General features: G+C 62.4%; 21 protein-coding genes and 1 riboswitch. Of the genes, 11 read left to right on the top strand and 10 right to left on the bottom strand.

What is annotated here, in order from left to right; all coding sequences use genetic code 11:
• Positions 1–69 precede the first annotated feature (69 nt).
• Positions 70–666, top strand: coding sequence for a short chain dehydrogenase (locus SIC14_RS10005; protein ID WP_412565681.1), 597 nt, complete (start codon positions 70–72; stop codon positions 664–666).
• Positions 667–748: 82 nt separating this feature from the next.
• On the opposite strand, the gene SIC14_RS10000 is transcribed toward SIC14_RS10005, so the two are convergent.
• The 3 genes from SIC14_RS10000 to SIC14_RS09990 all read right to left on the bottom strand — a co-directional run bounded on the left by SIC14_RS10000 (position 749) and on the right by SIC14_RS09990 (position 5168).
• Positions 749–1837: an ABC transporter ATP-binding protein gene (locus SIC14_RS10000; RefSeq protein ID WP_412565680.1), complete on the bottom strand. Its 1089-nt coding sequence runs from the start codon at positions 1835–1837 to the stop codon at positions 749–751.
• 23 nt (positions 1838–1860) lie between these two features.
• On the bottom strand, positions 1861–4038 hold the full coding sequence (locus SIC14_RS09995; protein WP_412565679.1) for an ABC transporter permease: 2178 nt from the start codon (positions 4036–4038) through the stop codon (positions 1861–1863).
• 113 nt (positions 4039–4151) lie between these two features.
• The gene (locus tag SIC14_RS09990; protein ID WP_412565678.1) at positions 4152–5168 is read right to left on the bottom strand and encodes an ABC transporter substrate-binding protein; all 1017 of its coding nucleotides are present in this window, start codon (positions 5166–5168) and stop codon (positions 4152–4154) included.
• 275 nt (positions 5169–5443) lie between these two features.
• Here SIC14_RS09990 and SIC14_RS09985 point away from each other — a divergent pair, with 275 nt between their 5' ends.
• The 9 genes from SIC14_RS09985 (at position 5444) to SIC14_RS09945 (ending at position 16798) form a co-directional block, all read left to right on the top strand.
• Positions 5444–6178: a response regulator gene (locus SIC14_RS09985; protein ID WP_412565677.1), complete on the top strand. Its 735-nt coding sequence runs from the start codon at positions 5444–5446 to the stop codon at positions 6176–6178.
• Positions 6175–8739, top strand: a complete 2565-nt coding sequence (locus SIC14_RS09980; protein ID WP_412565676.1) for an ATP-binding protein — start codon at positions 6175–6177, stop codon at positions 8737–8739. Before SIC14_RS09985 ends, SIC14_RS09980 begins: the two co-directional genes overlap by 4 nt.
• Positions 8736–9110 carry a phosphomannose isomerase type II C-terminal cupin domain gene (locus tag SIC14_RS09975; protein WP_412565675.1) on the top strand — a complete coding sequence of 125 codons (375 nt, stop codon included), beginning with the start codon at positions 8736–8738 and terminating at the stop codon, positions 9108–9110. Before SIC14_RS09980 ends, SIC14_RS09975 begins: the two co-directional genes overlap by 4 nt.
• A gap of 113 nt (positions 9111–9223) precedes the next feature.
• Entirely contained in the window at positions 9224–10006 is a 783-nt protein-coding gene (locus SIC14_RS09970) for a carbohydrate ABC transporter permease (RefSeq protein WP_412565674.1), read from the top strand.
• A gap of 95 nt (positions 10007–10101) precedes the next feature.
• The gene (locus tag SIC14_RS09965) at positions 10102–10647 is read left to right on the top strand and encodes a hypothetical protein (protein ID WP_412565673.1); all 546 of its coding nucleotides are present in this window, start codon (positions 10102–10104) and stop codon (positions 10645–10647) included.
• Positions 10648–10661: 14 nt separating this feature from the next.
• The gene (locus tag SIC14_RS09960) at positions 10662–11225 is read left to right on the top strand and encodes a TetR/AcrR family transcriptional regulator (RefSeq protein ID WP_412565672.1); all 564 of its coding nucleotides are present in this window, start codon (positions 10662–10664) and stop codon (positions 11223–11225) included.
• An 89-nt stretch (positions 11226–11314) separates the two neighbouring features.
• Complete coding sequence (locus SIC14_RS09955; protein WP_412565671.1) at positions 11315–11962, top strand: ImuA family protein; 648 nt, start codon at positions 11315–11317, stop codon at positions 11960–11962.
• A complete protein-coding gene (locus tag SIC14_RS09950; protein ID WP_412565670.1) occupies positions 11868–13379 on the top strand; it encodes a Y-family DNA polymerase in 1512 nt (503 codons plus the stop codon). The genes SIC14_RS09955 and SIC14_RS09950 overlap by 95 nt, the downstream gene beginning before the upstream one ends.
• Positions 13376–16798 carry an error-prone DNA polymerase gene (locus SIC14_RS09945; RefSeq protein ID WP_412565669.1) on the top strand — a complete coding sequence of 1141 codons (3423 nt, stop codon included), beginning with the start codon at positions 13376–13378 and terminating at the stop codon, positions 16796–16798. The genes SIC14_RS09950 and SIC14_RS09945 overlap by 4 nt, the downstream gene beginning before the upstream one ends.
• A 13-nt stretch (positions 16799–16811) precedes the next feature.
• Here SIC14_RS09945 and SIC14_RS09940 read toward each other — a convergent pair whose 3' ends face one another.
• Genes SIC14_RS09940 through thiC form a run of 7 tightly spaced genes read right to left on the bottom strand, consistent with a single transcriptional unit; the run spans position 16812 to position 22815 of the window.
• Positions 16812–17540, bottom strand: a complete 729-nt coding sequence (locus tag SIC14_RS09940; RefSeq protein ID WP_412565668.1) for a hydroxymethylpyrimidine/phosphomethylpyrimidine kinase — start codon at positions 17538–17540, stop codon at positions 16812–16814.
• A complete protein-coding gene (locus SIC14_RS09935) occupies positions 17541–18497 on the bottom strand; it encodes a HesA/MoeB/ThiF family protein (RefSeq protein ID WP_412565667.1) in 957 nt (318 codons plus the stop codon).
• Entirely contained in the window at positions 18494–19084 is a 591-nt protein-coding gene (locus SIC14_RS09930) for a thiamine phosphate synthase (protein WP_412565851.1), read from the bottom strand. The genes SIC14_RS09935 and SIC14_RS09930 overlap by 4 nt, the downstream gene beginning before the upstream one ends.
• 14 nt (positions 19085–19098) lie before the next feature.
• Positions 19099–19854, bottom strand: coding sequence for a thiazole synthase (locus SIC14_RS09925; protein WP_412565666.1), 756 nt, complete (start codon positions 19852–19854; stop codon positions 19099–19101).
• Between the two features lie 3 nt (positions 19855–19857).
• Complete coding sequence (thiS, locus tag SIC14_RS09920; RefSeq protein ID WP_412565665.1) at positions 19858–20055, bottom strand: sulfur carrier protein ThiS; 198 nt, start codon at positions 20053–20055, stop codon at positions 19858–19860.
• Positions 20045–20980, bottom strand: coding sequence for an FAD-dependent oxidoreductase (locus SIC14_RS09915; protein WP_412565850.1), 936 nt, complete (start codon positions 20978–20980; stop codon positions 20045–20047). The genes thiS and SIC14_RS09915 overlap by 11 nt, the downstream gene beginning before the upstream one ends.
• Positions 20980–22815 (bottom strand): phosphomethylpyrimidine synthase ThiC, encoded by a 1836-nt coding sequence (gene thiC, locus SIC14_RS09910; RefSeq protein WP_412565664.1) that lies wholly within the window; start codon positions 22813–22815, stop codon positions 20980–20982. Before thiC ends, SIC14_RS09915 begins: the two co-directional genes overlap by 1 nt.
• A 110-nt stretch (positions 22816–22925) precedes the next feature.
• Positions 22926–23056: riboswitch (TPP riboswitch) on the bottom strand.
• Between the two features lie 97 nt (positions 23057–23153).
• Between thiC and SIC14_RS09905 the strand changes: the two genes are divergently transcribed.
• Positions 23154–23945 (top strand): hydroxypyruvate isomerase family protein, encoded by a 792-nt coding sequence (locus SIC14_RS09905; protein WP_412565663.1) that lies wholly within the window; start codon positions 23154–23156, stop codon positions 23943–23945.
• The last annotated feature ends 65 nt before the right edge of the window (positions 23946–24010 follow it).

The raw sequence follows: 24010 nt of genomic DNA, 5'->3' as shown, positions 1-24010 counted from the left end.
AGCTATTCTTTTTACTGACCATATCGCGCGCTATCCCGATGTCAGTTTTCAAATCAAAGGAGATCAACAATGAAGATCGTCGTTATCGGAGGCACCGGCCTTGTCGGTTCTGAAATCGTAAAACAGCTGCGCCCAGAACATGAGGTGATTGCAGTGGGCAAGACCAGCGGCGACCTGCAGGTCGACATCGAGGACAAGGCCGCGCTAGAAGCCCTGTTTGCCCAGATCGGTCCGGTAGACGCCATCCTCAGCGCTGCGGGTGACGGGGTGATGGGCCCGTTTGATGCCGCAGAAGACCACGCCTATGAACGCGCCCTCAACAGCAAGATCATGGGGCAGGTGCACCTGACCCGCGTGGGCCAGAAATATCTGACAGCCGGCGGCTCGATCACCCTGACCTCAGGCGCGGCCGCCAAACATCCGATGCCCCAGACCGCCGCCATTTCAATGGGCGCCGCCGCAATTGATGCCTTTGTTGCCACCGTTGCCTTGGAGCTCAAAGACAACAAACGGATCAATGCAGTCAGCCTGTCGCTGGTCAAAGAAGCGGCCGAGAAATTCGACATGGACAGCGCAGGTCTGGCACCGGTTGCGAAAGTGGCAGAGGTCTATTGCAACAGTGCCTTGGGCGGTGCCACCGGTCAGCCATTGCACGTTGCTGCCTAAGTAGGTGATCGGCAATTTGCACCCCGACACGACGTCTCGGGGTGCAGGTGCCACAGATGTGGCTGTGGAGCAGTGAAATCGATTAGGCGGGAACCAGACGCGCCTGATCTGCGGCAAAGCAAACACCCACATCATCACCGCGTTTGAAAGGCGTAGCGCGGGCATCGGCAATGATGAACAATTCACCCAGATCGCTTTGCACCGAATACTGGATCTGATTGCCCAGGTAGGCGGCATAGGTGACGGAACCGGCAAAGCTGCCCTCGGCCCCAGCCGCCACCAGTTGCAGATCACCCGGGCGCAATACCAGTTGCGCCGCCCCGGCACATCCCGTCCGGTTTGGCACCGCAAGGCGCCGCCCCAACAGATCCACCATGGCCACGTCCCCATCCGCGCCCACAACCTCACAACCCACCAGATTGGCATCCCCGATGAAATCCGCAATGAAGGCTGAATTGGGTCTGTCATAAAGATCCCGCGGCGAGCCGGCCTGCGCAATCTCGGCGTTTTTCATCACGATGATGCGGTCGGACACCGCCATCGCCTCTTCCTGATCGTGGGTCACATAGACCGCCGTCAGCCCCAATTCCTGTTGGATCTGGCGGATCTCTTCGCGCACATGGCGGCGCAGCTTGGTGTCGAGGTTCGACAAGGGCTCATCCAGAAGTAGCACCTCAGGTTCCAGCACAATGGCGCGCGCCACCGCAACACGTTGCTGTTGGCCACCGGACAATTCACTGGGCAGGCGTGCGCCAAAGCCCGCCAGGCCAACCAGCTCCAGCCCGTGTTCGGCCTTTTGATGGGCCTCACGTTTGGCGATGCCCTTGACCGTTAGGCCGTAAGCCACATTTTCCACCACGCTCATATGCGGGAACAGCGCGTAGGACTGAAACACCATCGACACCTTGCGGTAGGTTGCGGACAGATGGGTCACATCCGCGCCGCCGATGCGGATCCCCCCCTCACTGGCGCTTTCCAGCCCGGCAATCAGGCGCAGCGTTGTGGTCTTGCCGCAGCCCGACGGGCCAAGTAGCGTCACCAATTGTCCCGGTGCAATGGACAGATCCAGCTGTTTCAACGCTGTCACCGCGCCGTAGCGTTTGACCACACCCTGAAACTCCACCGCGCCTTTGGTCTGCATGTTGTTTTGCACATCTTGTTGCATGTTCATGTTCTCACTCCAGAAATCGCGGCTCATTCCGCCGGTTGCAGCCGGTTTGCCCGGCGCAGTTTTCGTGTTCCAATCACCGCCTGCAGCAACAGGATGGCCGTCAGCATGGTCAGGATCAGCACCGCCGAATAGGCGATGGCGAGGCCAAATTCGCCGTTTTCCACCCGCCCGACGATGAAAGACGTGGCCATATTGTGCCTTGCCGAGACCAGAAAGATCACCGCCGAGACCGAGGTGATGGCGCGCACAAAGCTGTAAGTCAGCGCCGCCATGATCGCCGGTCCCATCAAGGGCAGGATCACCCGCCGCACCGTGGTGAAACTGTTGGCTCCCAGCGTCAGCGAGGCTTCATCCAGGCTCTTGTCCAGCTGCGCCATCGCCGCGACCCCGCCACGCACCCCCACCGGCATGTTGCGGAAGACAAAGACGATGATCAGGATCACACCGGTGCCTGTCAGTTCAATCGGGGGGAAGTTAAAGGCCATGATATAGCTGACCCCGATCACCGTGCCGGGAATGGCAAAGCTCAGCATGGTGGAAAACTCGAAGGCATCCTTGCCAACAAATTTCTGTCGCACCAGCAGATAGGCTGTCGCCAGCCCCACCGCCGCAGTCAGGGGCGCTGCGATGGAGGCAATGTTCACCGTGGTGAAATAGCTGTCCCAGGCCACGCCGGTCCAGCGCCAGTTCTCCAGATCAATGCGGAAGGCGCGTTTATAGTGGTCCAGTGTAAAACTGTGATTGTAACCCCAGAGCTTCACAAAACTGCCGAAGATGATCATCGAATAGACCACCAGCGTGAAGGCGGCCCAGGGCAATGCCGTCAGGTAGCAGGTCCATTTCAGCGCTGGATTCAACGTCGCATGCTGGCCACTGTCGGCCTTGCCGGTGACGGTGGCATAGGATTTTTTGCCCAGCCATTTGCGCTGCACAAAGAAGGCCGACAGGGTCAGGCTCAGCAGCGCCAGCGACAGGATAGCGGCCCGCCCCGGATCGGCCACGGTGCCAACGATGGAGAAGTAGATGTCGGTCGACAGAACATTGAAGTTGCCGCCCAGCACCAGTGGATTGCCAAAATCCGCAATGCTCTCGATGAAGCCCAACAGGAAAGCATTGGCCAACCCCGGCCGCATCAATGGCAGCGAGACATAGCGGAAAGTCTGCCAGCGGTTGGCGTCCAGCGTCTGTGACGCCTCCTCCATCGAGGGGCTCACCCCTTCGACAACGCCAATCAGCACCAAGAAAGCTATCGGCGTAAAGCTCAGCATCTGCGCCAGATAAATCCCGCCAAAACCGTAGATCCAACGTGTGGCCTCCCAGCCCAGCAGGTCAGCGAAGAAATTGGTCAGCGTGCCGGTGCGGCCAAACAGCAGGATCAGCGCCAGACCGATCACAAAGGGAGGCGTGATGATCGGCAGCACCGTCAGCACCCGCAACAGGCGTTTGGCGCGGAACCGCGTGCGGGTGAAAATCAGCGCAAAGGCCAGCCCCATCGCGGTGGTACCCGCACCGGTCATGATGCCAAGCACCACCGAATTGATGGCAGAGCCACAGGCCCCCTGCCCGATCAGGCAGCCCAGCCCCCAGATGTCCGAGGCAAAGAACCTGCCGCCAAAACCCGCCAGGGAATAGCCGCCGCCCTTCAGTTCAAAAGCGCGGATCAGAATATGGGCGACTGGGAAGAAAACAAAGATCCCCACCATCGCCACAATCAGCCCGATCATCCCCGTCACAAAGGCGTCGCCGCGCCCCTTGCCGATAGCGGACAGGTTGGTGGTAAACAGAAACAGCAGCGCCAGCAGCGTGACCATCGCCCCCGCACCAAAACCCAGCTGTCCATCCTCGGCCCCAAGGGTCAGGAACAGCGCCTCAAAGGCCCGCGGTCCGTCGCGCACCACAAACAGGCCCTGCCCCATGGTGTAGCCTAAGCCAACCAGCGCCAGCCCAACGATCAACCGTGCACGGCCCACCGCCTGCAACGGGGCCAACATTGCCGCTGCGATGCCCAGCAAAATCAAGGCCGTTGGTGCCAACCAGCTGCGGCCCAGTGCCAGGACGGCCCATAACGCCGATGCCGCCTCTCCGTTTACTGTTTCGCTAAGCCACTCGAAGGACCAGAAACCGCCGTCCACCATATACCACGGCAGAATTGCATATCCGATCAGGCCCACAAGCAGCCAAAGCCACGTGGTGCGTGTCATTTCAGTCTTCCTTAAATCTCCCCGCGGGCGCGGCGCGCCCCGGCATTTCTGCCTGTGGTCGGGGCAGAACGAACCCTGCCCCAACCGTGATCATCCCATGAAACGGGACGGGATCAGTTGCCTTTGGGTTTCACTTCCGCGTCCCAACGGGTCAGCAGACGTTCGCGGGTTTCCGGTGCGCCGTAGGTGGCAAAGTCGTAGTCAATCAGCTTGATCGACTCGAGCTTCGGCGATTCCGGTGCGACCGAAGCATTGGCGTTGGACGGCACCTGGAACGACCCGACTTCGGGTGCGCGGGACTGGATGTCGGCACGCAGCGCAAACTCGACCCATTTCTTCGCCGCCTCAGGGTTTTTCGCCCCTTTGATCACACTGACGCCGCCAACCTCATAGCCGGTGCCTTCACAGGGGGCGACGACCTTGAGCGGGAAACCGGCGGAGGCCTGTTTCACCATGTCATGCATGAAGCCGATGGAAATGCCGGTTTCGCCCCGCGCTGCCGCCTTGGAAGGCGCTGATCCGGACTTGGTGTAGCTGTTCACGTTCTCACCTATCTCGGCCAGCAGACGGAAAGCTTCATCCTCGCCAAAGAGCTGCACAAAGGTGGCAAGTTCGGTGTAAGCCGTGCCCGAGCTGTTCGGGTTCGCCACCTGAATTTCACCCGCATAGGCCGGGTTGGTCAGATCGCGCCAACAGGCCGGCGGTTCAATGCCTTTGTCAGCCAGAATGTCCGCGTTATAGGCAATGCCCAGCGCACCTGCGTAGATCCCGACGGACTTGCCTTTGGAAATATCGGCCATGTTCTTAGCCCAGCCCAGCAGATCACCGGTCTCCACACCTGATGGTTCGGTCAGCCCTTCGGAGGCCGCAATCAGATGCGGATCCCCGGTGCCGCCCCACCAAACGTCAATCTTGGGGTTGCCCGCTTCGGCCCGCACCTGCGCCAGAATCTCCCCTGACGATTTGCGTACCAGCGCCACGTCGATGCCGGTTTCGGCCTCAAAGGCATTGGCCATCAGGTCACACCAATCCTGCTCGGCGCCACACACCACGCTCAGTTCATCCGCCTGCGCACCATGTGTCGCGAAAGCTGCGGTGATCGCCAGAACACTCAAAGTCGTTTTCTTCATGATTTCCTCCCAGAAATGACCCGTGCCGCACCTCCTCTGCGCGGCATCAGGAATGGGAAAAGGGTAAATCCGACCACCGCTTCCTGACGACAACCCACAGATTAACAGACCTACAGCTCACCACCATAACTGTTAACAGTGTTACAATTCTTGTTTTCAAGGCTCGGATTTAAAACCAAATTCCGCAAGACTGAAACATCCCGCCGTGGCAACATGGCGGCACCGGTGAGGCCGGGAACGCTGGAGGAGGCGTTTACATTTGGGAGGGCCGCGAGGTGGAGGAGACCACGCGAAAATCACGGATTGCGATCGTGGATGACGATCCGGTTGTGCGGCAATCGCTGCAGGATCTGCTGTATGAAAACGGCTTTGATCCGGTGGCGCATGACGGTTCGGCGGCCTTTTTTGCCAAAGAACAGGACTGCCCTGCCGATATGGCCCTGATCGATCTGAAACTGGCTGGCGAATCCGGTCTGACCCTGGCCATGCGCATCCGCGAACAGCGCGACATGCCGATTGTGATGCTGACCGGGGTCGGCGATGAAGTGGATAAGATCGTCGGGCTGGAAACCGGCGCTGATGACTATCTGATGAAACCGTTCAACCCGCGCGAACTGGTCGCCCGTATCCGCGCCGTGCTGCGCCGCTACGGCGCCCAGATCCAACGCCCTGCCCCGGCCACGGGACCTGATGTGCTGCAATTCGGGGACAAGAGCCTGGATCTGACCCGCAAAGAGCTGCGCGACGCGGAAGGCGATGAAATTGCTCTGACCAATGCGGAATATCGATTGCTGGAATATTTCCTGCGCCATCCCGGTGAGATCATCCCGCGCCCACAGCTGTTGGCGGAACTGGGCAGTGACCTGAGCCAATATGTCGACCGCACCATCGATGTTCTGATCCTGCGTCTGCGCCGCAAAATCGAACCAGTGCCCTCCAAACCGGCGCATCTGCAGACCCGTCGCGGGCAGGGGTATATCTTTGTGCAGGCCCCCGGGGCGTCGGGATGAAACGCCCCCGTTTCCTGCGCCCGGACATCCGCCAGCGACTGTGGATTGCCCTTGCGGCCTTGGCGGTGTCGACGCTCTTTGTCGGCGGTGTGGCCTGGTATGCGCTGGACCGCGCGGATCAACGGCTGGACCAGTTGCATCGCCAAACACTGGCCGAGGTCGCCCGCGCCCTGCGCCTGTCCAAACAGTCCTCAGACATTGCCACCTCAGCACCCTTTCTATTGAACGTCAGCTCGCAATATCTGATCGAACGGGAAGGCCAGATGCTGGCCGAGACGCTGGATCAGATTGCCACCGACTGGCCGTCAGAGGCCCGCCGTGAAGGCGCGCAGGTCTATGCTTTCACCCAGGAAATCGCCGCCGCCATCAGTGTGATGAAAACCGCCATTGGCGAATTGGCGCTGACAGCCGAGACGCTTAACCAGGAACGGTCACGGGCGCAGGAACTGTTGGTGTCACTGCGCCACACCGAAGCACGGCTGCACAATCACGCCAGCAACCAGCGCCTAACGGAGGTTGAGCGTCATCAATGGCTGTCCTTGCAGGGCATGGCCAATGAACTGGTGCGCGCAGGTCTGGCCCATAACCTGATGAGCGTGGGCGAATATCGTCGCAACTATCAAAACCTGCTGCGCGGCCTGTCGCGCCCTGCCAGCCCGCTGATCCGGCGCACATTGGCGCAGATGCAGACCCGCGCCAATGCGCCCGAAGGTCTATTTGAAACCCGCCGCAAGGAACTGGCCCGTCAGCTGGAGGCGCAGAACGCCCTGTTCCGCATCCGCCGCAATGCCACGGTGATCAACGAGCTGTCTGCCGAATTTGCCGCCAATGCCGAACAGTTTCTGGCGCGTGAACGGGTCGAGACCGCCTCGACCATTGCGTTTGCCAAAGCGGTGATCCTGCTGTTGGGCCTGAGCAGCGTGGCGCTGGCGCTGACCTCGGCAATCTATGTTTCCAATTACGTGACCGGCAACATCCGCGCGATTTCCGCCGCCATGCTGCGTCTGGCCGAGGGCGACCGCAGCACCGAATTGCGCCGCCGCCGCACCGGTGATGATGAGATTGGCAAACTGCACCATTCGTTCCGGGTGTTCCGCGCCAATGCCCTGCGTCTGGACCGTTCGTACCGACGTCTGAACCGGCAGAATGCCCTGTTTGAAAAGGTGTTTCTCAACATCTCCGACGGTGTTGCCATCACCGATGATCACGGCAATATCACTGCCGTCAACCCCAATTTCGCCGCCACCCTGCGGCTTGCACCGGACGTCCCTCTGACCGGCAATCGCCCCGAGGATCTGCTGGCGCAAAGCCCGATCTTTGCCACCCTGCCGGACCTCACCCCGCATCCCGGGGGTTTTGTCGAACTGGCTGGTGCGGATGGCACCGTGCTGGATCTGCGCCGCTCTCACCTGCCGGACGGCGGCATGGTCTGGCTGTTTCACGATGCCACCGAACGCCGCCGGATCGAAGAACGGCTGCATCAGATCCAACACATCGAAGCCCTTGGCAAAGTGTCCGGTGAAGTGGCGCATGATTTTGGCAATGTGCTGTCCAGTGTCGCGGCGAACCTGCATCTGATCGAACAGCAAAGCACCTGCGACAACCCCTTTGTTGACCGGATGCGCAATGCTTTGGACATGGGCACAGCACTGGTCCAACGCCTGCTGGCTTTTGCCCGCAAACAACAGCTGGAGCCAGAGGTCATCGACCTGAGTGAATTGGTTGCGGGCCTCTCAGACCTGATCGGCATCGGTTTGAAAGAACAGGTCACCCTCGACACGCAGCTGCCCGATGGCCCGTTGCACGTGCGCGTTGATCCCGGCCAGCTGGAAAGCGCTGTGCTGAACCTCTGCCTTAACAGCAACCATGCCATTGAAGACGCAGGCCAAATCACCCTGTCTGTGCAATCGCGCCCGAATGATCAGGCGGTTGTTACTGTGGGCGACAGCGGCACCGGTATGGATCCCGCCACGCTTGCCCGCGCCTTTGAGCCCTTTTTCACCGCGCGCCCGGACGGCACCGGCACCGGACTGGGCCTGCCGATGGTCTATGGCTTCATGAAACAGTCCGGCGGCGACGTTGAGATCGACAGCACGCCGGAACATGGCACCGAAATCCGGCTGGTGTTTCCGCTGGCCCAGGCAGAGACGCAGCCCGCATCGCCTGCTGGCAGGGCGCTGCTTGTCGAAGACGACGCCATGGCCCAGGCCCATGCCCAGCGCCAATTACAGGTGGCCGGATTTACCGTGCATCCCGTTTCCAGTTTTGACGCCGCCGCCGAGGCGATTGCGACGGGCGGCTATGACCTGCTGCTGACCGATTTGCATCTGGGCACCGATCAGACCGGCTGGCCTCTTGTGGCACAATCCCGGGCGCATCACCCTGCAGTGCCTGTGATCGTGCTGTCTGGCCGCCTGCCGCAGATCCACCCCTATTCCGACGGGCAGGATCCCCTTGTGACCTGCCTGCCCAAACCCCTGACATCCGAGGCCCTTGACTTGGCGCTTGATCCGAAGCTTGCGCCCAAGACCTCGCAGCACGCAAGGAGCGTTCAGCCGTGACCGACACCGCCACCTCTTATGAAACTCATCAATCCGAACGCCGCCCCTGGGGCCAGTGGAAGGTTGTTGAGGCCAGTGCAGACTACACGCTCAAACACATCGAAGTGGATCCCGGTGCCCGCCTGTCGCTGCAATATCACCACCACCGGTCTGAACATTGGGTGGTTGTGGCCGGCCGTGGCGAGGTCACGATTGGCGGTGACCAGATCCGTGTTGAACGGGGCAGTCACATTTACGTCCCGCGTGAGACCAAACACCGGATCGCCAATGACGGCACCATCCCATTGGTCTTCGTCGAGGTTCAATTCGGTGATCATCTGGCGGAAGAGGATATTGTCCGGCTGGAGGATGACTACGCCCGCGAGGACTGACTCCATCCCGTAGTTTTCCGGCATCCTGCCACTTTGCGCCATTCGGCCATTGCAATCCTGAGGGGAAGCCGTTTCTCTGCGCGCATTGCCTCTTTGGGCCTGACGGACCGACCATGCCTTCAAACCGCTTCACCGACCATTTGATCCTGATCCTTGGCTGCCTGTTCATGCTGGCACCGGTGGCGCTGGTGTTGCTCGGATCCATCACGGCAGGCGGCGATCCGTTTCGCGCCTATAAACAGATCCTGCTGACCCCTGATCTGTTTGGAAATGGCGTCAATGCCTCCGATATGATGCTGAACTCCTTCCTTGTGGCGGGCGGCATTGCGGCGCTGAAAACTCTGGTTTCAATCCTCGCCGCCTTTGCGCTGGTCTGTTTCAACCTGCGCTTCCGCGAGGTGATTTTTGGCCTGATCCTGTTGCCCCTGTTTTTCCCGATCGAGACCCGGATCCTGCCGACCTTTCTGGTGACCAGCCAATTGGGGCTGGTGAATTCCTATGCCGGAATGATCCTGCCGGTGGTGGCCTCGGGGCTTGGCGTGCTGATCTTCCGCCAGAGCCTCAGCCAGATTCCGGCCGAGTTAATGGAGGCCGCACGGCTGGATGGGGCCGGGCCGCTCCGCTTCTTACGCGACATCCTGCTGCCGGTGTCGCTGCCGATGATTGCGGCGCTGTTTACCATTCTCTTCGTGCTAGGCTGGAACCAATACCTTTGGCCGCTGATGGTCGCCACCACCAGCGAAGAACACTACACCCTTGTGCGCGGCATCGAACGTGTGGGCACGGGATCGCCCACCGGCCTGGCCTTTGCGATGCTGGCCATGCTGCCGCCCCTGGCGGTGATGCTGGTCACCCAACGCTGGATCACCCGCGGGCTGACCCTCAGCTGGAAATAGCCCGTTCTGGCACAAGTTTGTTGACTGCTGACATTGGCAACCTTATTTGAGTCCCAAAACATACCTACCGTCCGGTTTTTTTTGGAGACCCGATAATGCCTCAGTTGCAACACCCCTTCCCCATCCCGAAACCACTGCACGAAGCCCTTGGTGAACAGCAAAGCCTGGCCTCGCTGACCGCTGTTGCCCTGACTGTTCTGATCGCCGCCCTGTCTTGGTTTCTTCTGTCGCCCACGCCGGAAGGGCTGGCGTTCTGGCGGCAGGCCCTCGCCCTTGTGCTTTTCCTTGATATCGCAGCCGGGGCTGCCGCCAACTTCACCCCCGGCACGAACAAATACTACGCAGAGCGTCCGCGCCATCGCTGGGGCTTTATTGCCCTGCACTTTCACCTGCCTGCCATCGGCGCGCTGCTGGCGGCCCCGATGGCGGCCTATTGGGCGATTTGGGTCTACACCATTTTGACGGCCAGCCTGGTGAACCTACTGCACCGCAACCCGCTGCAGCCTCTGTTGGGCGGGACGGTAATCTGCCTTGGTCTCCTGATAATTCCCGTTTTGCAGCTGGATCCCTTCAGCCAACTTGTAGGCCTGATGTTTCTGCTGAAAGTCAGCTATAGCTTTGCCGTCACCCATCGAATCTGAATGAAACCCGCCCCATGAAAACCAACCGAGATGATCTGATTGTCGTTGCCCTGCGTCTGTTTCTGACCAAGGGCTATGACAAAACCAGCATGATGGATCTCGCCCGTGCGGCGCAGGTTTCCAAAGGGGCGTTCCACCACTATTTCCCACGCAAAGAGGCGCTGCTGCAGGCCTGTCTGGACCATTTCTTCACCGATTTTCTGCCCGATCCGGACAGACCCGCCGCCACACTGTCTGACATGGTGCAGGCCACCGCGGACAGCTACGCACAGGCCTTGATCCGGCTCTGTGACCATCAGATTCCCCTGCCCGCGTTTCAAGCCTTCCTCTGGGATCAGCTGCGCCATGACACCCAGCCGATCCTGGCGCGCAATTTGGCCGTGCAACAGGCTTTGTCGCAGAAAATTCTGGCCGAGAAACCACAGATCACCGCCACGCAGGCAGCCCGGTCTGCGCAGCAATTTCTGGCTTTGGTCGAGGGCACCGGCACCCTGCTTTGCCTGCAGCAAACGCCCGATGCGAGGCAGATCAACACAGCTTTCCAAACTGCGGCCGAGGATTTTCTGGCCCGGCTCTGATCCGCGCAGCGCACCGCTTACCGCCTTTTGCCCCTCTTGAATTTTGCCGCGACTCAGCCATCCTTAAGAAAAGAACAAACAGGAAACACATGTCTGCCGATTTCACTGCCGTCTACCCGCTGAAGCGAGGCCGCGCCCATGAGGTTTGCGGCCCCGGCGCGACGTATTTTGCGGCAAGCTGCTGTAACCAAAGTGCAAAACCGACGCTGTGGATTGCGCCGGACTGGGCGCCGGAGCAGCTCAATCCGGTTGGGCTGGCCCAATACTGCGACCCAACCCGCCTCCTCTTGGCCAAGGCCAAGGCGCAGGTAGATCTGCTAGCCGCCGCCGAAGAGGCGCTGCGTTCAGGCGCGATGGGGCTGGTGATTTGCGAAATTTATGAACCACTTAGCCTGACCCACGGGCGGCGGTTGCAACTGGCAGCAGAGGCGGGCCGCGCCACCGGCTTGATTCTGATGCCCGAAGGCATGGGCAGCAACGCCGCCGAAACCCGCTGGCATTGCACCCCTCTGGCCCCACGTGGACAGCCCCAGGCTGACCGTCCGCAAAAAGAGCCAAATGCGGGACTCGACTCGACTCGGCAACGGTGGGATATTATCAAGAACAAATCAGGAACATTAGCAAGTTGGGTAACGGATTGGGATGCAGCGGCGCACCGTGTCATTGTGGTTTCCGAGACTGGCGAGCGATCGCGCGCTACGCCAGCACCCGCTGGAGTGCGCCCAATCCACGGCTGAGCCGCCCTTTGCCCTGACCTTACGCGAAAGCAACACAGAACGGCTCTATTGTCTCAGCGGGCAGGCCCAGCATCTGGGGCTGATGCAGGGCATGACCCTGTCTGATGCCCGCGCTCTGCGTCCCGATCTGATCACCCGCCCCGCCACACCCGAGCTGGACCAGCAGTTCCTACGCGCGCTGGCCCGTTGGGCGGGGCGCTACTGCCCCTGGGTCGGGGTGGAGGGGCGCGATGGGCTGGTGCTGGATGTCAGCGGCTCCACCCATCTGTTTGGCGGCGAAAGTGAGATGCTGGCCGATATGCGCATGCGGCTGACCCGTGCGGGTATTGCGGCCCGGATCGGGCTGGCCGACAGCCGTGGCGCCGCCTGGGCGCTGGCACATTTTGACGAAGGGGTGGCCGCGCCCGGCGATCCCCTGCCCACCCTGCGACCATTGCCGGTGGCGGCGCTGCGATTGGACGGGCCGACCTGCGTGGCACTGGAACGGCTGGGGCTGCGCACCGTCGGCGACCTGCACGACACGCCGCGTGCACCGCTCAGCCGCCGTTTTGGCAACGGGGTGCTGATGCGGCTGGACCAGGCGCTTGGGGTGCAGGGCGAACCGCTGACCCCGCTGCCGGACCCGCCACGCTACGGCGTGCGGCTGACCCTGCCCGAACCCATTGGCCTCAGCGCCGATGTGATGGCGGGGCTGGCACGGCTGCTGGAGGGGCTGTGCGGGCGGCTGCGCGCGCAGGATATGGGCGCGCGGGTGTTGCAGTTGACCCTGCGGCGGGTGGATCAGGCCAGCCAGCAGGTTGAGCTGCGGCTGGCCCGCGCGATGAACGACCCCGCCGTGATCCTGCCGCTGTTTGAACGCGGCGTTGATGCGGTCGAGGCCGGCTATGGCATTGACCAGCTGCGCCTTGGCGCCCCACGGATCGAGGCGCTGCCGCCCGCCCAGATCCAAAGCGCCATCCGCCAGAGCGAAGAGGAAGGGGTGGCCAGTCTGATCACCAAGCTGGGCACCCGGATTGGGCTGGAAAACGTGCAGCGTTTCCTGCCCGCCGACAGCCATATCCCTGAACGCGCCCATATTCTGGCTGCCGCCGCCTTTAGTGAGCCGGTCGAGAAATGGCCCCGTCCCACCGCCCTGCCACCGCGCCCCCTGCGGCTGTTTGCACCAGAGCCGATTGGCGGTCAGGCCGTGGGCCCGGGCCGCGAACCGCCGCGCCAGTTCCGCTGGCGCGGGATGCGGCTGGAACGGGGCCACGTTGAAGGCCCGGAACGGCTGACGCCGGAATGGTGGCTGCCGTCTGAGGACTGGCAAAGCGGCGTGCGCGATTACTGGCGGGTGGAAACCCGACAGGGCCGCCGGTTGTGGCTGTACCATACGCCCCAAAACCCCGGCTGGTTTGTCCAGGGGGAGTTCGCATGACCGCCCCTGCCGCCGCCGCAAAGACAGCAGACCGCCAGACCACCCGCGCCCTGCCGGTGCCGCCCTATGCGGAACTGGCGGTGACTTCGAACTTCACCTTCCTCACCGGCGCCTCCCACCCCGAGGAACTGGTCACCCGCGCCGCCGAACTGGGGCTGGAGGCGATAGCCATCACCGACCGCAACTCGCTGGCCGGTGTGGTGCGGGCCTGGTCAGCGCTGAAGGAGTTGAAACGGGCGCAGGAAGAGAAACAGCAAGAAGAGGCGATCCAGATCCGCTCGGAACATCGGGTGGATCAATGTTCGCGCCAGGAAATTGGCCCGCGCAATCCGATCCCAGTCCCGGAACATCCCGGCAGCCCCGCCCTGCCGCGTCTGATTGTCGGCAGCCGTCTGGTGCTGCGCAACTGCATCCTTGACTGGATCGCCCTGCCCCGCAGCCTGCCCGCCTATGGCCGCCTGTCACGGCTGCTGACACTGGGCAAACGGCGGGCAGAGAAAGGCGACTGCCATCTCGATCTGGAGGATGTGCTGGCGGCGGGCGAAGACATGATCTTCATTGCCCTGCCGCCCAAGGACCAGCCGCTTGCGCAGGCCAGTCGCCCGCTGAAACGGATGGCGCGGCAGTTTCCCGGCCATGTCTATCTGGGCGCAGCCCCACGCTATGATGGCAGCGATCAGATGTGGTTTGACCGCTGCGCCCGTCTGGCCCACCACTGCGCCACACCGATGGTGGCGGTGGGCGATGTGCTGATGCACCACGGGTCGCGGCGGCAGCTGGCTGATGTGCTGACCTGCATGCGCGACCATATCACCATTGATGAGATCGGCACCCGCGCCCTGCCCAACGCCGAACACCGCCTGAAAGGCGCCGCCGATATGGCCCGCCTCTACCGCCGTCACCCCGCCGCCATCCGCCGCGCGGTGGAAATTGCCAACCGCTGCACCTTTGATCTGAGCGAACTGTCCTACAGCTACCCCGATGAGGTCAGCGACAGTGGCGAAGCACCGCAGGACCGGTTGGCGCGGCTGGCCACGGAAGGCCTGCAACGGCGTTACCCCACGGGTGTGCCAGATCATGTCACCGCGCTGAAAGACAAAGAGCTGCGCATGGTCGGCAAGCTGGGCTTTGCCGCCTATTTCCTGACCGTGCACGATATCGTCGCCTATGCCCGCAGCCTTGATATCCTTTGTCAGGGGCGCGGTTCGGCGGCGAACTCGGTCCTGTGTTACGCGCTGGGGATCACCGATGTGGGGCCGGATACGATCACGATGGTGTTTGAGCGTTTCATCTCGGAACACCGCGGGGAACCGCCGGATATTGACGTCGATTTCGAACATGAACGGCGCGAGGAGGTGATCCAGCACATCTATGAAAAATACGGCCGCGAACGGGCGGGCCTCTGTGCCACGGTGATCCATTTCCGGTCCCGCGCGGCGATCCGTGAGGTGGGCAAGGTCATGGGGCTCAGCCAGGACGTGACCGCTGGCCTGTCCAGCCAGATCTGGGGCATGTCCGGCAAGGGGCCGGATCCGGACCGGATGCAGGAGCTGGGGCTGGATCTGCAGGACCTGCGCCTGCGCCAGACCGTGCGGCTGATTGGGGAGGTCATCGGCTTTCCCCGCCACCTCAGCCAGCATGTCGGCGGTTTTATCATCACCCGGGGCCGGCTGGATGAGCTGTGCCCGATCGAAAACGCGGCGATGGACGACCGCACCTGCATCGAATGGGACAAGGATGACATCGACGCGCTGGGGATCCTGAAAATCGACGTTCTCAGCCTGGGCATGCTGACCTGTATCCGCAAAAGCTTTGACCTGCTGCACGAACATGAGGGCCAGCAGCTCTCCATCGCCTCGGTGCCGCAGGAAGATCCGGCAACCTATGACATGCTGTGCATTGCCGATGCCATCGGGGTGTTTCAGGTCGAAAGCCGGGCGCAGATGAACTTCCTGCCCCGGATGCGGCCGCGCACCTTCTATGATCTGGTGATCGAGGTGGCGATTGTGCGCCCCGGCCCAATACAGGGCGATATGGTCCACCCCTATATCAACCGCCGTCAGGGCCGCGAAAAAGTCAGCTTCCCGTCTGAGGCGCTGCGCGAGGTTCTGGGCAAAACCCTTGGTGTGCCGCTGTTTCAGGAACAGGCGATGCAGATTGCCGTGGTGGCGGCAGGCTTCACCGCCGAAGAGGCCGACCGGTTGCGCCGGTCACTGGCCACCTTCCGGCGGATGGGCACCATCGGCACCTTCCGCGACCGTTTTGTAAACGGCATGCTGGACCGCGGCTATGACGAAGCCTTTGCCCTGCAGTGTTTCGGCCAGATCGAAGGATTTGGCGAATACGGTTTCCCCGAAAGCCACGCCGCCGCCTTTGCCATGCTGGCCTATGTCTCGGCCTGGCTGAAGCGACATCACCCGGCGGTCTTTGCCTGCGCCCTGCTGAATTCCCAGCCGATGGGGTTTTACGCCCCGGCCCAGATCGTACGCGATGCGCGGGAGCATCAGATTGAACTGCGGCCGATCTGTGTGAACCATTCCGACTGGAACAACACGCTGGAGCGCCGCCCCGATGGCAGCCTGGCCCTGCGGTTGGGATTTCGCCAGATCAAGGGCCTGAAGGAAGAAGACGCCGGCTGGATCGTTGCCGCCCGTGGCAATGGCTACCCCGACCCCGAAAGCCTCTGGCTACGGGCGGGGATCAAACCTGCCACATTGGAAAGGCTGGCCGAGGCGGACGGGTTTTCTGGCATGGGCCTTAACCGCCGCGATGCGCTGTGGCAGGTGAAAACCATCCGCTCCCCCGCGCCGCTGCCGCTGTTCAACGATCCCCTGGATGGCGAAGGCATTGTCGAGCCGCATGTGGAGCTGCCGCAGATGCATCTGGGCGAAGAAGTGGTGGAGGATTACGTCACCACCCGCCTCAGCCTCAAGGCCCACCCGATGGAGCTGATCCGCCCCGACATGCCCGATCTGACGCTGCATTCCGATCTGCACCGCGCGCCTCTGGGCAATTGCACAGTCTGCGGGCTGGTCATCACGCGGCAACGGCCCGGCACCGCCTCGGGGGTGATTTTCCTGACGTTGGAGGATGAAACCGGGGTCAGCAATGTGATTGTCTGGCCCAAGATGTATGAACAGTTTCGCGCCGTTGTCATGGGCGGGCGGTTGCTGCGGGTCAGCGGGCATTTGCAGCGCGAAGGCATTGTGACCCATCTCATTGCCCATCACATCAGCGATGAATCGCACCGGCTGACCGCCCTTGGCCACCCGCTGGCGCCCGACATTGGCGAAACGCTGCCACAGGCGGACGACGCGCCACGCCCCCCGCGCCGCAGCGCAGGCAAACCGCCACGCTCTGGGGCCAGGCACCCACGCGAACAGGCGAAACGGCTGTTTCCCAGTCGCGATTTCCATTGAGGCGTGGGCCGGATCAGGCCGCCCGCAGATAGGAGGTCACATGGGCCTTGGCCTGTTTCACGGCACCAGGCAAGCTCTGCCCCACGGCCAGCCCACAGGCAATCGCCGCCGCCAGGGTGCAGCCGGTGCCACGGCGAGTGCCGGGCAGGCGCGGAGCCGTGAAAGTTGTGATCTGATCCGACGTGACCAACCGATCCACCGCCTCGGCGCCGCTGTCATGGCCGCCTTTGACCAACACTGCCCCAGCGCCAGCCTGCAACAGGGCCGCAACCGGATCCTCCGCGCCCAGCACCTGCCCCAATCGGGCCAGTTCCGGCAGGTTCGGCGTCACCAGATCGACCTGCGGCAACAGTTGGGTCAGTTCTCCGAGCCCCGCCCCGTCCAGAAGCGCCTTGCCGGAAGAGGACTCGATCACCGGATCCAGCACCGCTGGCACAGAGGTGGAAGCATTGGCAGACAATTCCGTGCGCAAGGCCTCGGCCACAGCCCGCACAACCGCAGCATTGCCCAACATCCCGATTTTGACAGCCGCAACGGGGCCTAGCTGAAACGCTGCACGGATCTGGGCCTGCACCATCTGAGGGGCGCAAATGTCGGCCTGTAAAACCGCCTTGTCGGTCTGCGCCGTCACCGCTGTGACAGCTACACGGGCTGGCACCTCAAAACGCGCCGCCACCGCACAATCCCGCAACAGCCCCGCGCCGCCAGAACTGTCCATGCCGCCGATCATCAAAACGGCCATTTAGCTGTCGCCTGCCGCCATCAAGGCCAGATCGCGGTGGCCCAAAGCTGCCAGCTGATCCGCCGCCGCCCAGGCCCGCAAGCCTGACCGGCACGCCAGCACCGTGCGCCCCGCATAAGAGGGCAAAGCGCCCAGCCGCTCAATCGACCAACGCTCCGCCCCTGGCGCCGCCAGAGCGGCCTCATCCTCGGGGCGCAGCTCAATGATACGGTCCGCCGTGGTCAGTTGCGACAGGGCGACAAAACCATGGCCAGGCACCTCTTCTGCGCCGTCAAACCGGAACGAGGACAGCCGCCAAGAGCCCAGATCAACCTGCACCATTTGCCCCAATGGCGCGGGATCCAGCCCCAGCAGGCACGACAGCGCCATCTGCGCCTGCATCGCGCCCAATGTGGCCACCGCCGGTCCCATCACCCCCGCTTCGGCGCAGCTGCGGTGCTGCACCGGCAGGTCTGGAAAGACCGCACGGTAAGACGGGGCCGGGCCGCAAAACCCACCGACATAGCCCGATGTCCCCAGAACCGAGGCCGAAATCATCGGCACCCCCGCCGTGCGGCAGGCATCCGACAGGCAATAGGTCGCGGCAAAACTGTCCGCCGCATCCACCACCAGATCCGCCCCTTCCAAGGCCGAAGCAACATTGCCCGCATCCAGCCGCGCACATTGCATCGACACCGACAGGTCAGGGTTCAGGGCAAAGATCGCCCCCGCCGCAGCCACCACTTTGGCGCGGCCGATGTCCTCCATCCGGTAAAGCGTCTGGCGGTGCAGGTTGCTTTCCTCAACGCGGTCGGCGTCCATCAGATGCAGATGGCCCACCCCTGCGCCCGCAAGCGCCGGGATCACCGCCGAGCCCAGCCCGCCACAACCCACCACCAGCACCCGCGCAGCACGCAACCGCGCCTGTCCTTCGGGGCCGACCTCGGGTAATTGTTCCTGGCGGGCATATCGGTTCATCTGGTGGCCTCCAGCCATTCAAGCGTGCGTGCCTCGGGGTTATCGGCCAGTTGGATGTCGGTGACAACCGCCGCTGAATCCGCCCCGGCCTGAAACACACCCGGCAAGCGCGCGGGCGTCAACCCGCCAATCGCCACCAAGGGCAGGTCGCCCACCGCCTGTTTCCAACGGCTCAGCTTCCCCAGCCCCTGCGGTGCCCAGGGCATCTTTTTCAGTTTGGTTTCATATACTGGCCCCAATGCCACATAAGCGGGATCGCAGGCCAGCGCCCGCTCCAGTTCGGCCTCATCGTGGGTGGAGATGCCAAAACGCACGTCATTGCGGCGCAGGGCCTTCAGGTCCGCCTGATCCAGATCCTCCTGCCCCAGATGCACAAAATTGCAATTCATCTCCAGCGCCAACTCCCAGTGGTCATTCACCACCAGTTGCGCCCCATGCACGGCGCAAAGGTCGCGCCCCCGGGCAATCTGCCGCCGCAGCTCTGCGTCCGACAGCCCCTTGAGCCGCAGCTGCACCAGCTTCACCCCATGCGGCACCAGCAGCTCCAGCTGGCTGACATGGCCAACGATCAAATAGAACGGATCCAACACGGTCTTATCCTTCATAGTTCTGCCAATCCAAAAATAGGGGTTGAGGCGGCGGCCATATCGCGCCGCGGCATCAGTCCAGCCTCTGCCGCCATCTGCCCTGCGCTGACGGCCTGCCCAAAGGCCCCTGCCATCGCCACGGGATCCAGCGCCTTGGCCACGGCCGTATTTAAAAGCACCGCGTCATAGCCCAGTTCCATCGCTTGCGCCGCCTGCGACGGCGCCCCGATCCCGGCATCTACCACCAAGGGGATGTCCGGAAAATGCGCCCGCATGCTGCGCAGACCTTCGATGTTGCGCAGCCCCTGCCCCGATCCGATAGGCGCGCCCCAGGGCATCAAGACCTGGCAGCCTGCCTCAACCAGTTTTTCACCTAGGATTAGATCCTCGGTGGTGTAGGGAAACACCTCGAACCCGTCGGCACACAGAGTGCGTGCGGCTTCGACCAGGGCAAAGGGATCAGGTTGCAGCGTGTCAGCGTGGCCGATCACCTCCAGCTTGATCCAGTTGGTGCCAAACACGTCCCGTGCCATATGCGCGGTAGTCACGGCCTCGGCCGCTGTGTGGCACCCCGCCGTGTTGGGCAGAATGCGGCAGCCGGTTTCAGCGATCAGACGCCGGAAATCCGCGCCCCCCCGCCCCTCACGTCTGAGCGACACCGTGATGACCTCGACCCCTGAGGCGGCGATGGCCTGTTGCAGAATGGCCGGGGAGGGATATTGCGCCGTCCCCAGCATAAGGCGGCTGTTGAGCGTGACACCGTAAAACATCGCTTAGCCCCCCTGCATCGGCGACAGAACCTCGATCCGGTCGCCATCAGCCAATCTGTGACCTACGCGCGCGCCACGTGGCACAAACTGCCCGTTCACTGCGGTGGCCACTGCAGCGGTCTCAAAGCCGCAATCCAGCAGCAATTCCGCCAGCGTATTCGCCCGCGGCACCATGCCTTCACCATTCACTTCAACCCGCATTTTGCAGCCCTCCCATAAGGTCATTGCCCAATTGTTCCGCCAAGGCAGGCGCCATCAGGAACCCGTGGCGAAACATACCGTTCAGATGAATGCGCCCGCCAATGTGGCGGATCGCAGGGATATTGTCAGGAAAGGCCGGACGCAGCCCCGCGCCACATTCCAGCACCCGCGCCTCGGCAAAGCCGGGATGCACGGTATAGGCGGCAGACAGCAGCTCCATCACTGCACGGCCTGTGATCGCGCCACTGTCGTCACTTTCGACCATCGTGGCGCCGATCATGTAACGGCCCAGACCACGCGGGACGATGTAACAGGGAAACCGCGGATGCAGCAGACGCAGGGTACGGCTGAGATCCACGTCGGGCGCTTCAACCAGCAGCATCTCGCCGCGCACCGCTCTGAGATCGGACAGCAAATCCCGCGCGGCCCAGCCCCGGCAGTCGATCACCTGCCCCTCAGCCCGACCGCGGGCGGTGAAACGCACCCCCAGCCCCTTGGCCCGTTCTTTCAGCAAAGACAGGGCGCGGCGCGGGTCCATATGAGCCTCTTCCGCATAGAAAAGCCCCTGAGCGAACCGCGCCTCCAAACCGGTTTCCAATTGGTTAGGCGTAACCCATTCGTAACCGAATGTTCCGCGCGCGAAACGTTTCAGCTCGGCCTGATCGCGGGCGGGTGCCAGCACCAAGGTGCCGCGCCGGGTGAGCGGCCCAATCCGCGCCTCCCACCATTCCGCCGCACCGCGCCCGGCTGTGACCACCGTGTCAGGCGCGCTTTCGCCCTCACACATCGGCGCCAGCATGCCGCCCGCCAGAGAGGAGGCCGGTGCCACCGCACCGGGATCAATTACGGTGACGTTTGCGCCCCGTTCGGCAAGGGCTGTGGCGGCGCAGAGCCCCGCCACACCAGCCCCCAAAACCGTGCAGATCATTCTGCCGGTTCCACCTGATCCGCAACCTGATCGGCGGGCACGTAGAGCTCGCCCCCTTCCTGGAACTTCGCCGCCATCTTAGCAAAGCCATCGACCTTTTCGGCTTCGGCGCGGATGTCATGGCTGATCCGCATAGAGCAGAACTTGGGCCCGCACATGGAACAGAAATGCGCCACCTTATGGGCCTCTTTCGGCATGGTTTCATCGTGGAAGTCACGGGCCGTATCGGGATCCAGCGAGAGGTTGAATTGATCCTCCCAGCGGAATTCAAACCGGGCGCGGCTGACCGCATCGTCACGTTCCTGCGCGCCCGGATGGCCTTTGGCCAGATCGGCGGCATGGGCGGCCAGCTTGTAGGTGATCACGCCGGTTTTCACATCGTCGCGGTCGGGCAGGCCAAGGTGTTCCTTCGGCGTCACGTAGCAGAGCATCGCGCAGCCGTACCACCCGATCATCGCCGCCCCAATGGCGCTGGTGATGTGGTCATAGCCCGGCGCGATATCGGTGGTCAGCGGCCCAAGCGTGTAGAACGGCGCCTCGTGGCAATGCTCCAGCTGTTTGTCCATGTTGGCCTTGATCTTGTGCATGGCGACATGGCCCGGCCCTTCGATCATCACCTGACAGTCTTTGGCCCAGGCGATCTTGGTCAGCTCGCCCAGCGTCTCCAGCTCAGCAAACTGTGCTTCGTCATTGGCGTCCGCGATGGAGCCGGGGCGCAGCCCGTCCCCCAGCGAGAAAGACACATCATACTTGCGGCAGATGTCGCAGATCTCATCGAAATGCTCGTAAAGGAAGCTCTCCTTGTGGTGATGCAGGCACCATTTGGCCATGATCGAGCCGCCGCGTGACACAATCCCTGTCACCCGTTTCGCGGTCATCGGCACCATATGCAGACGCACACCGGCGTGGATGGTGAAGTAATCGACGCCCTGTTCCGCCTGTTCGATCAAGGTGTCGCGGAACACTTCCCAGGTCAGGTCTTCGGCAATACCGTTCACCTTTTCCAGCGCCTGATAGAGCGGCACTGTGCCGATCGGCACCGGCGCGTTGCGGATAATCCATTCGCGAATGTTGTGGATGTTGCGACCGGTCGACAGGTCCATCACCGTATCGCCGCCCCAGCGGATCGCCCAGACCATTTTCTCCACCTCTTCCTCCATCGAGGAGGTGACGGCAGAGTTGCCGATATTGGCGTTGATCTTGACCAAGAAGTTGCGGCCAATGATCATCGGCTCCAGCTCACGGTGGTTGATGTTGGCGGGGATGATTGCGCGGCCTTCAGCGATTTCCTGACGGACGAATTCGGGCGTCACCAGATCGGGGATGGCCGCGCCAAAGTCATGTCCGTCACGGGCCTTTTCCCAGGCTTCAATCCGGCCGTTGTTTTCACGGATGGCAACAAATTCCATCTCTGGGGTCACGATACCGGCGCGGGCATAGGCCAGCTGGGTCACGGCCTTGTCGCCTTTGGCGCGCAGGGGCGGGCGGATAGCGGGGAACTCAGGCACCAGCTTATCGCCCTTGGCAAAGCCATTGTCCGCATCCGTCACGTCCCGGCCCTGATATTCCTCAACATCGCCGCGTGCCGCCAGCCAGCTGCCGCGCTTGTCCTCCAGACCTTTGCGAATGTCGATCTCGGCCGCCGGATCGGTGTAGGGGCCGGAGCTGTCATAGACCACCTGCGGGGCCTCGCCGCCGCCGACGTGGATCTGGCGCATCGGCACCTGCACGTCATGCAACTGACCATGCATGTAAATTTTGGAAGAGGCCGGCAGGCCGCCAGTGGAAATCTGCGGGGTGGGCGCGTCCGAGGTTTTCGGTTCAGTGCTCATTTGGTGTCTCCTCAAGGTTCAAGACTCGAAAAGACCCAAGCCAAACGATGAGGTAGAAAGAGACCGCACCGGTCCCCAGAAAACAGGGCCCAATAGCGGCCCAAAGGACGCAATGCACCCCTTGGTCTCCCTACGCCAGTGTCAACTGGGTCAGGTTCTAAGGGTCGCGTCGCCGGTGCAAAGTTGCCTTTGCCCCTGTCAGCCTCTCAGTCCCCTAGGTGGGACTCCCCCGACGTGGCGCGAAGATGCTTTGGCGCCCATTCCATGTCAACCCGATTTGTCCCCCTTGCCTCGCGGTCCTTCGCGGGGCATTCAACGGGTCAGCACAGGAGTCGTTGATGCGCGTACAACAGACCACTTTTTCCGCCAATCTGGGATTTCTCTGGTCCAACCTGCCGCTGCCCGCCGCCATTCACGCCGCCAAAGCTGCCGGTTTCGCAGCAGTCGAATGCCACTTCCCCTATGCCTTCGACCCTGCCGAGGTCCACGCCGCCCTGACCGAAACCGACCTGCCAATGCTGGGGCTGAACACGGCACCGGGCGATCTGGCCGCAGGGGATTTCGGTCTCGCTGCGCTGCCCGGCCGTGTTGCCGAAGCCCGCTCGGCAATCGATCAGGCACTGGACTACGCAGCAGCAACCGGCACCGGCAATGTCCATGTGATGGCCGGCGATGCAACAGGGTCAGAGGCCGAGGCCTGTTTCACCGCGAACCTGCGCTATGCCTGCGCGGCGGCGGCGCAGCATGGCATCACCATCCTGATTGAACCACTCAACAGCTATGACGCACCGAACTATTTCCTGAAGACCACCGATCAGGCCATCGCCCTCATGGATCAGGTTGGGGCTGAAAACCTCAAACTGATGTTTGACTGTTACCATGTGCAGCTGATGGAGGGTGATATCTGCAACCGTCTGACCCGCTTGCTGCCGCGGATCGGCCACATCCAGTTTGCCGCCGTCCCCGGACGGGGCCAACCGGATCTGGGGGAACTGCGCTATCCGCATATCTTCCGCCACCTCGCCGCGTTGGGCCACACCGCCCCGCTGGGGGCGGAGTATCGCCCTCAGGGGTCCACCGAGGCGTCGCTCGGCTGGATGACGCCGTATTTACCTGCTGTGACAGGCTAATCCGCACCTTTCCCGCGCCGCAGCATTGACAGCCCTCGGAACCCACGCCTTCATGTGAGCGATAA

It is taken from the genome of Thalassobius sp. MITS945101, from assembly GCF_047123305.1.
In the GTDB taxonomy this organism is placed as follows: domain Bacteria; phylum Pseudomonadota; class Alphaproteobacteria; order Rhodobacterales; family Rhodobacteraceae; genus Thalassobius.
This window is presented reverse-complemented; position numbering and strand designations above follow the sequence as displayed.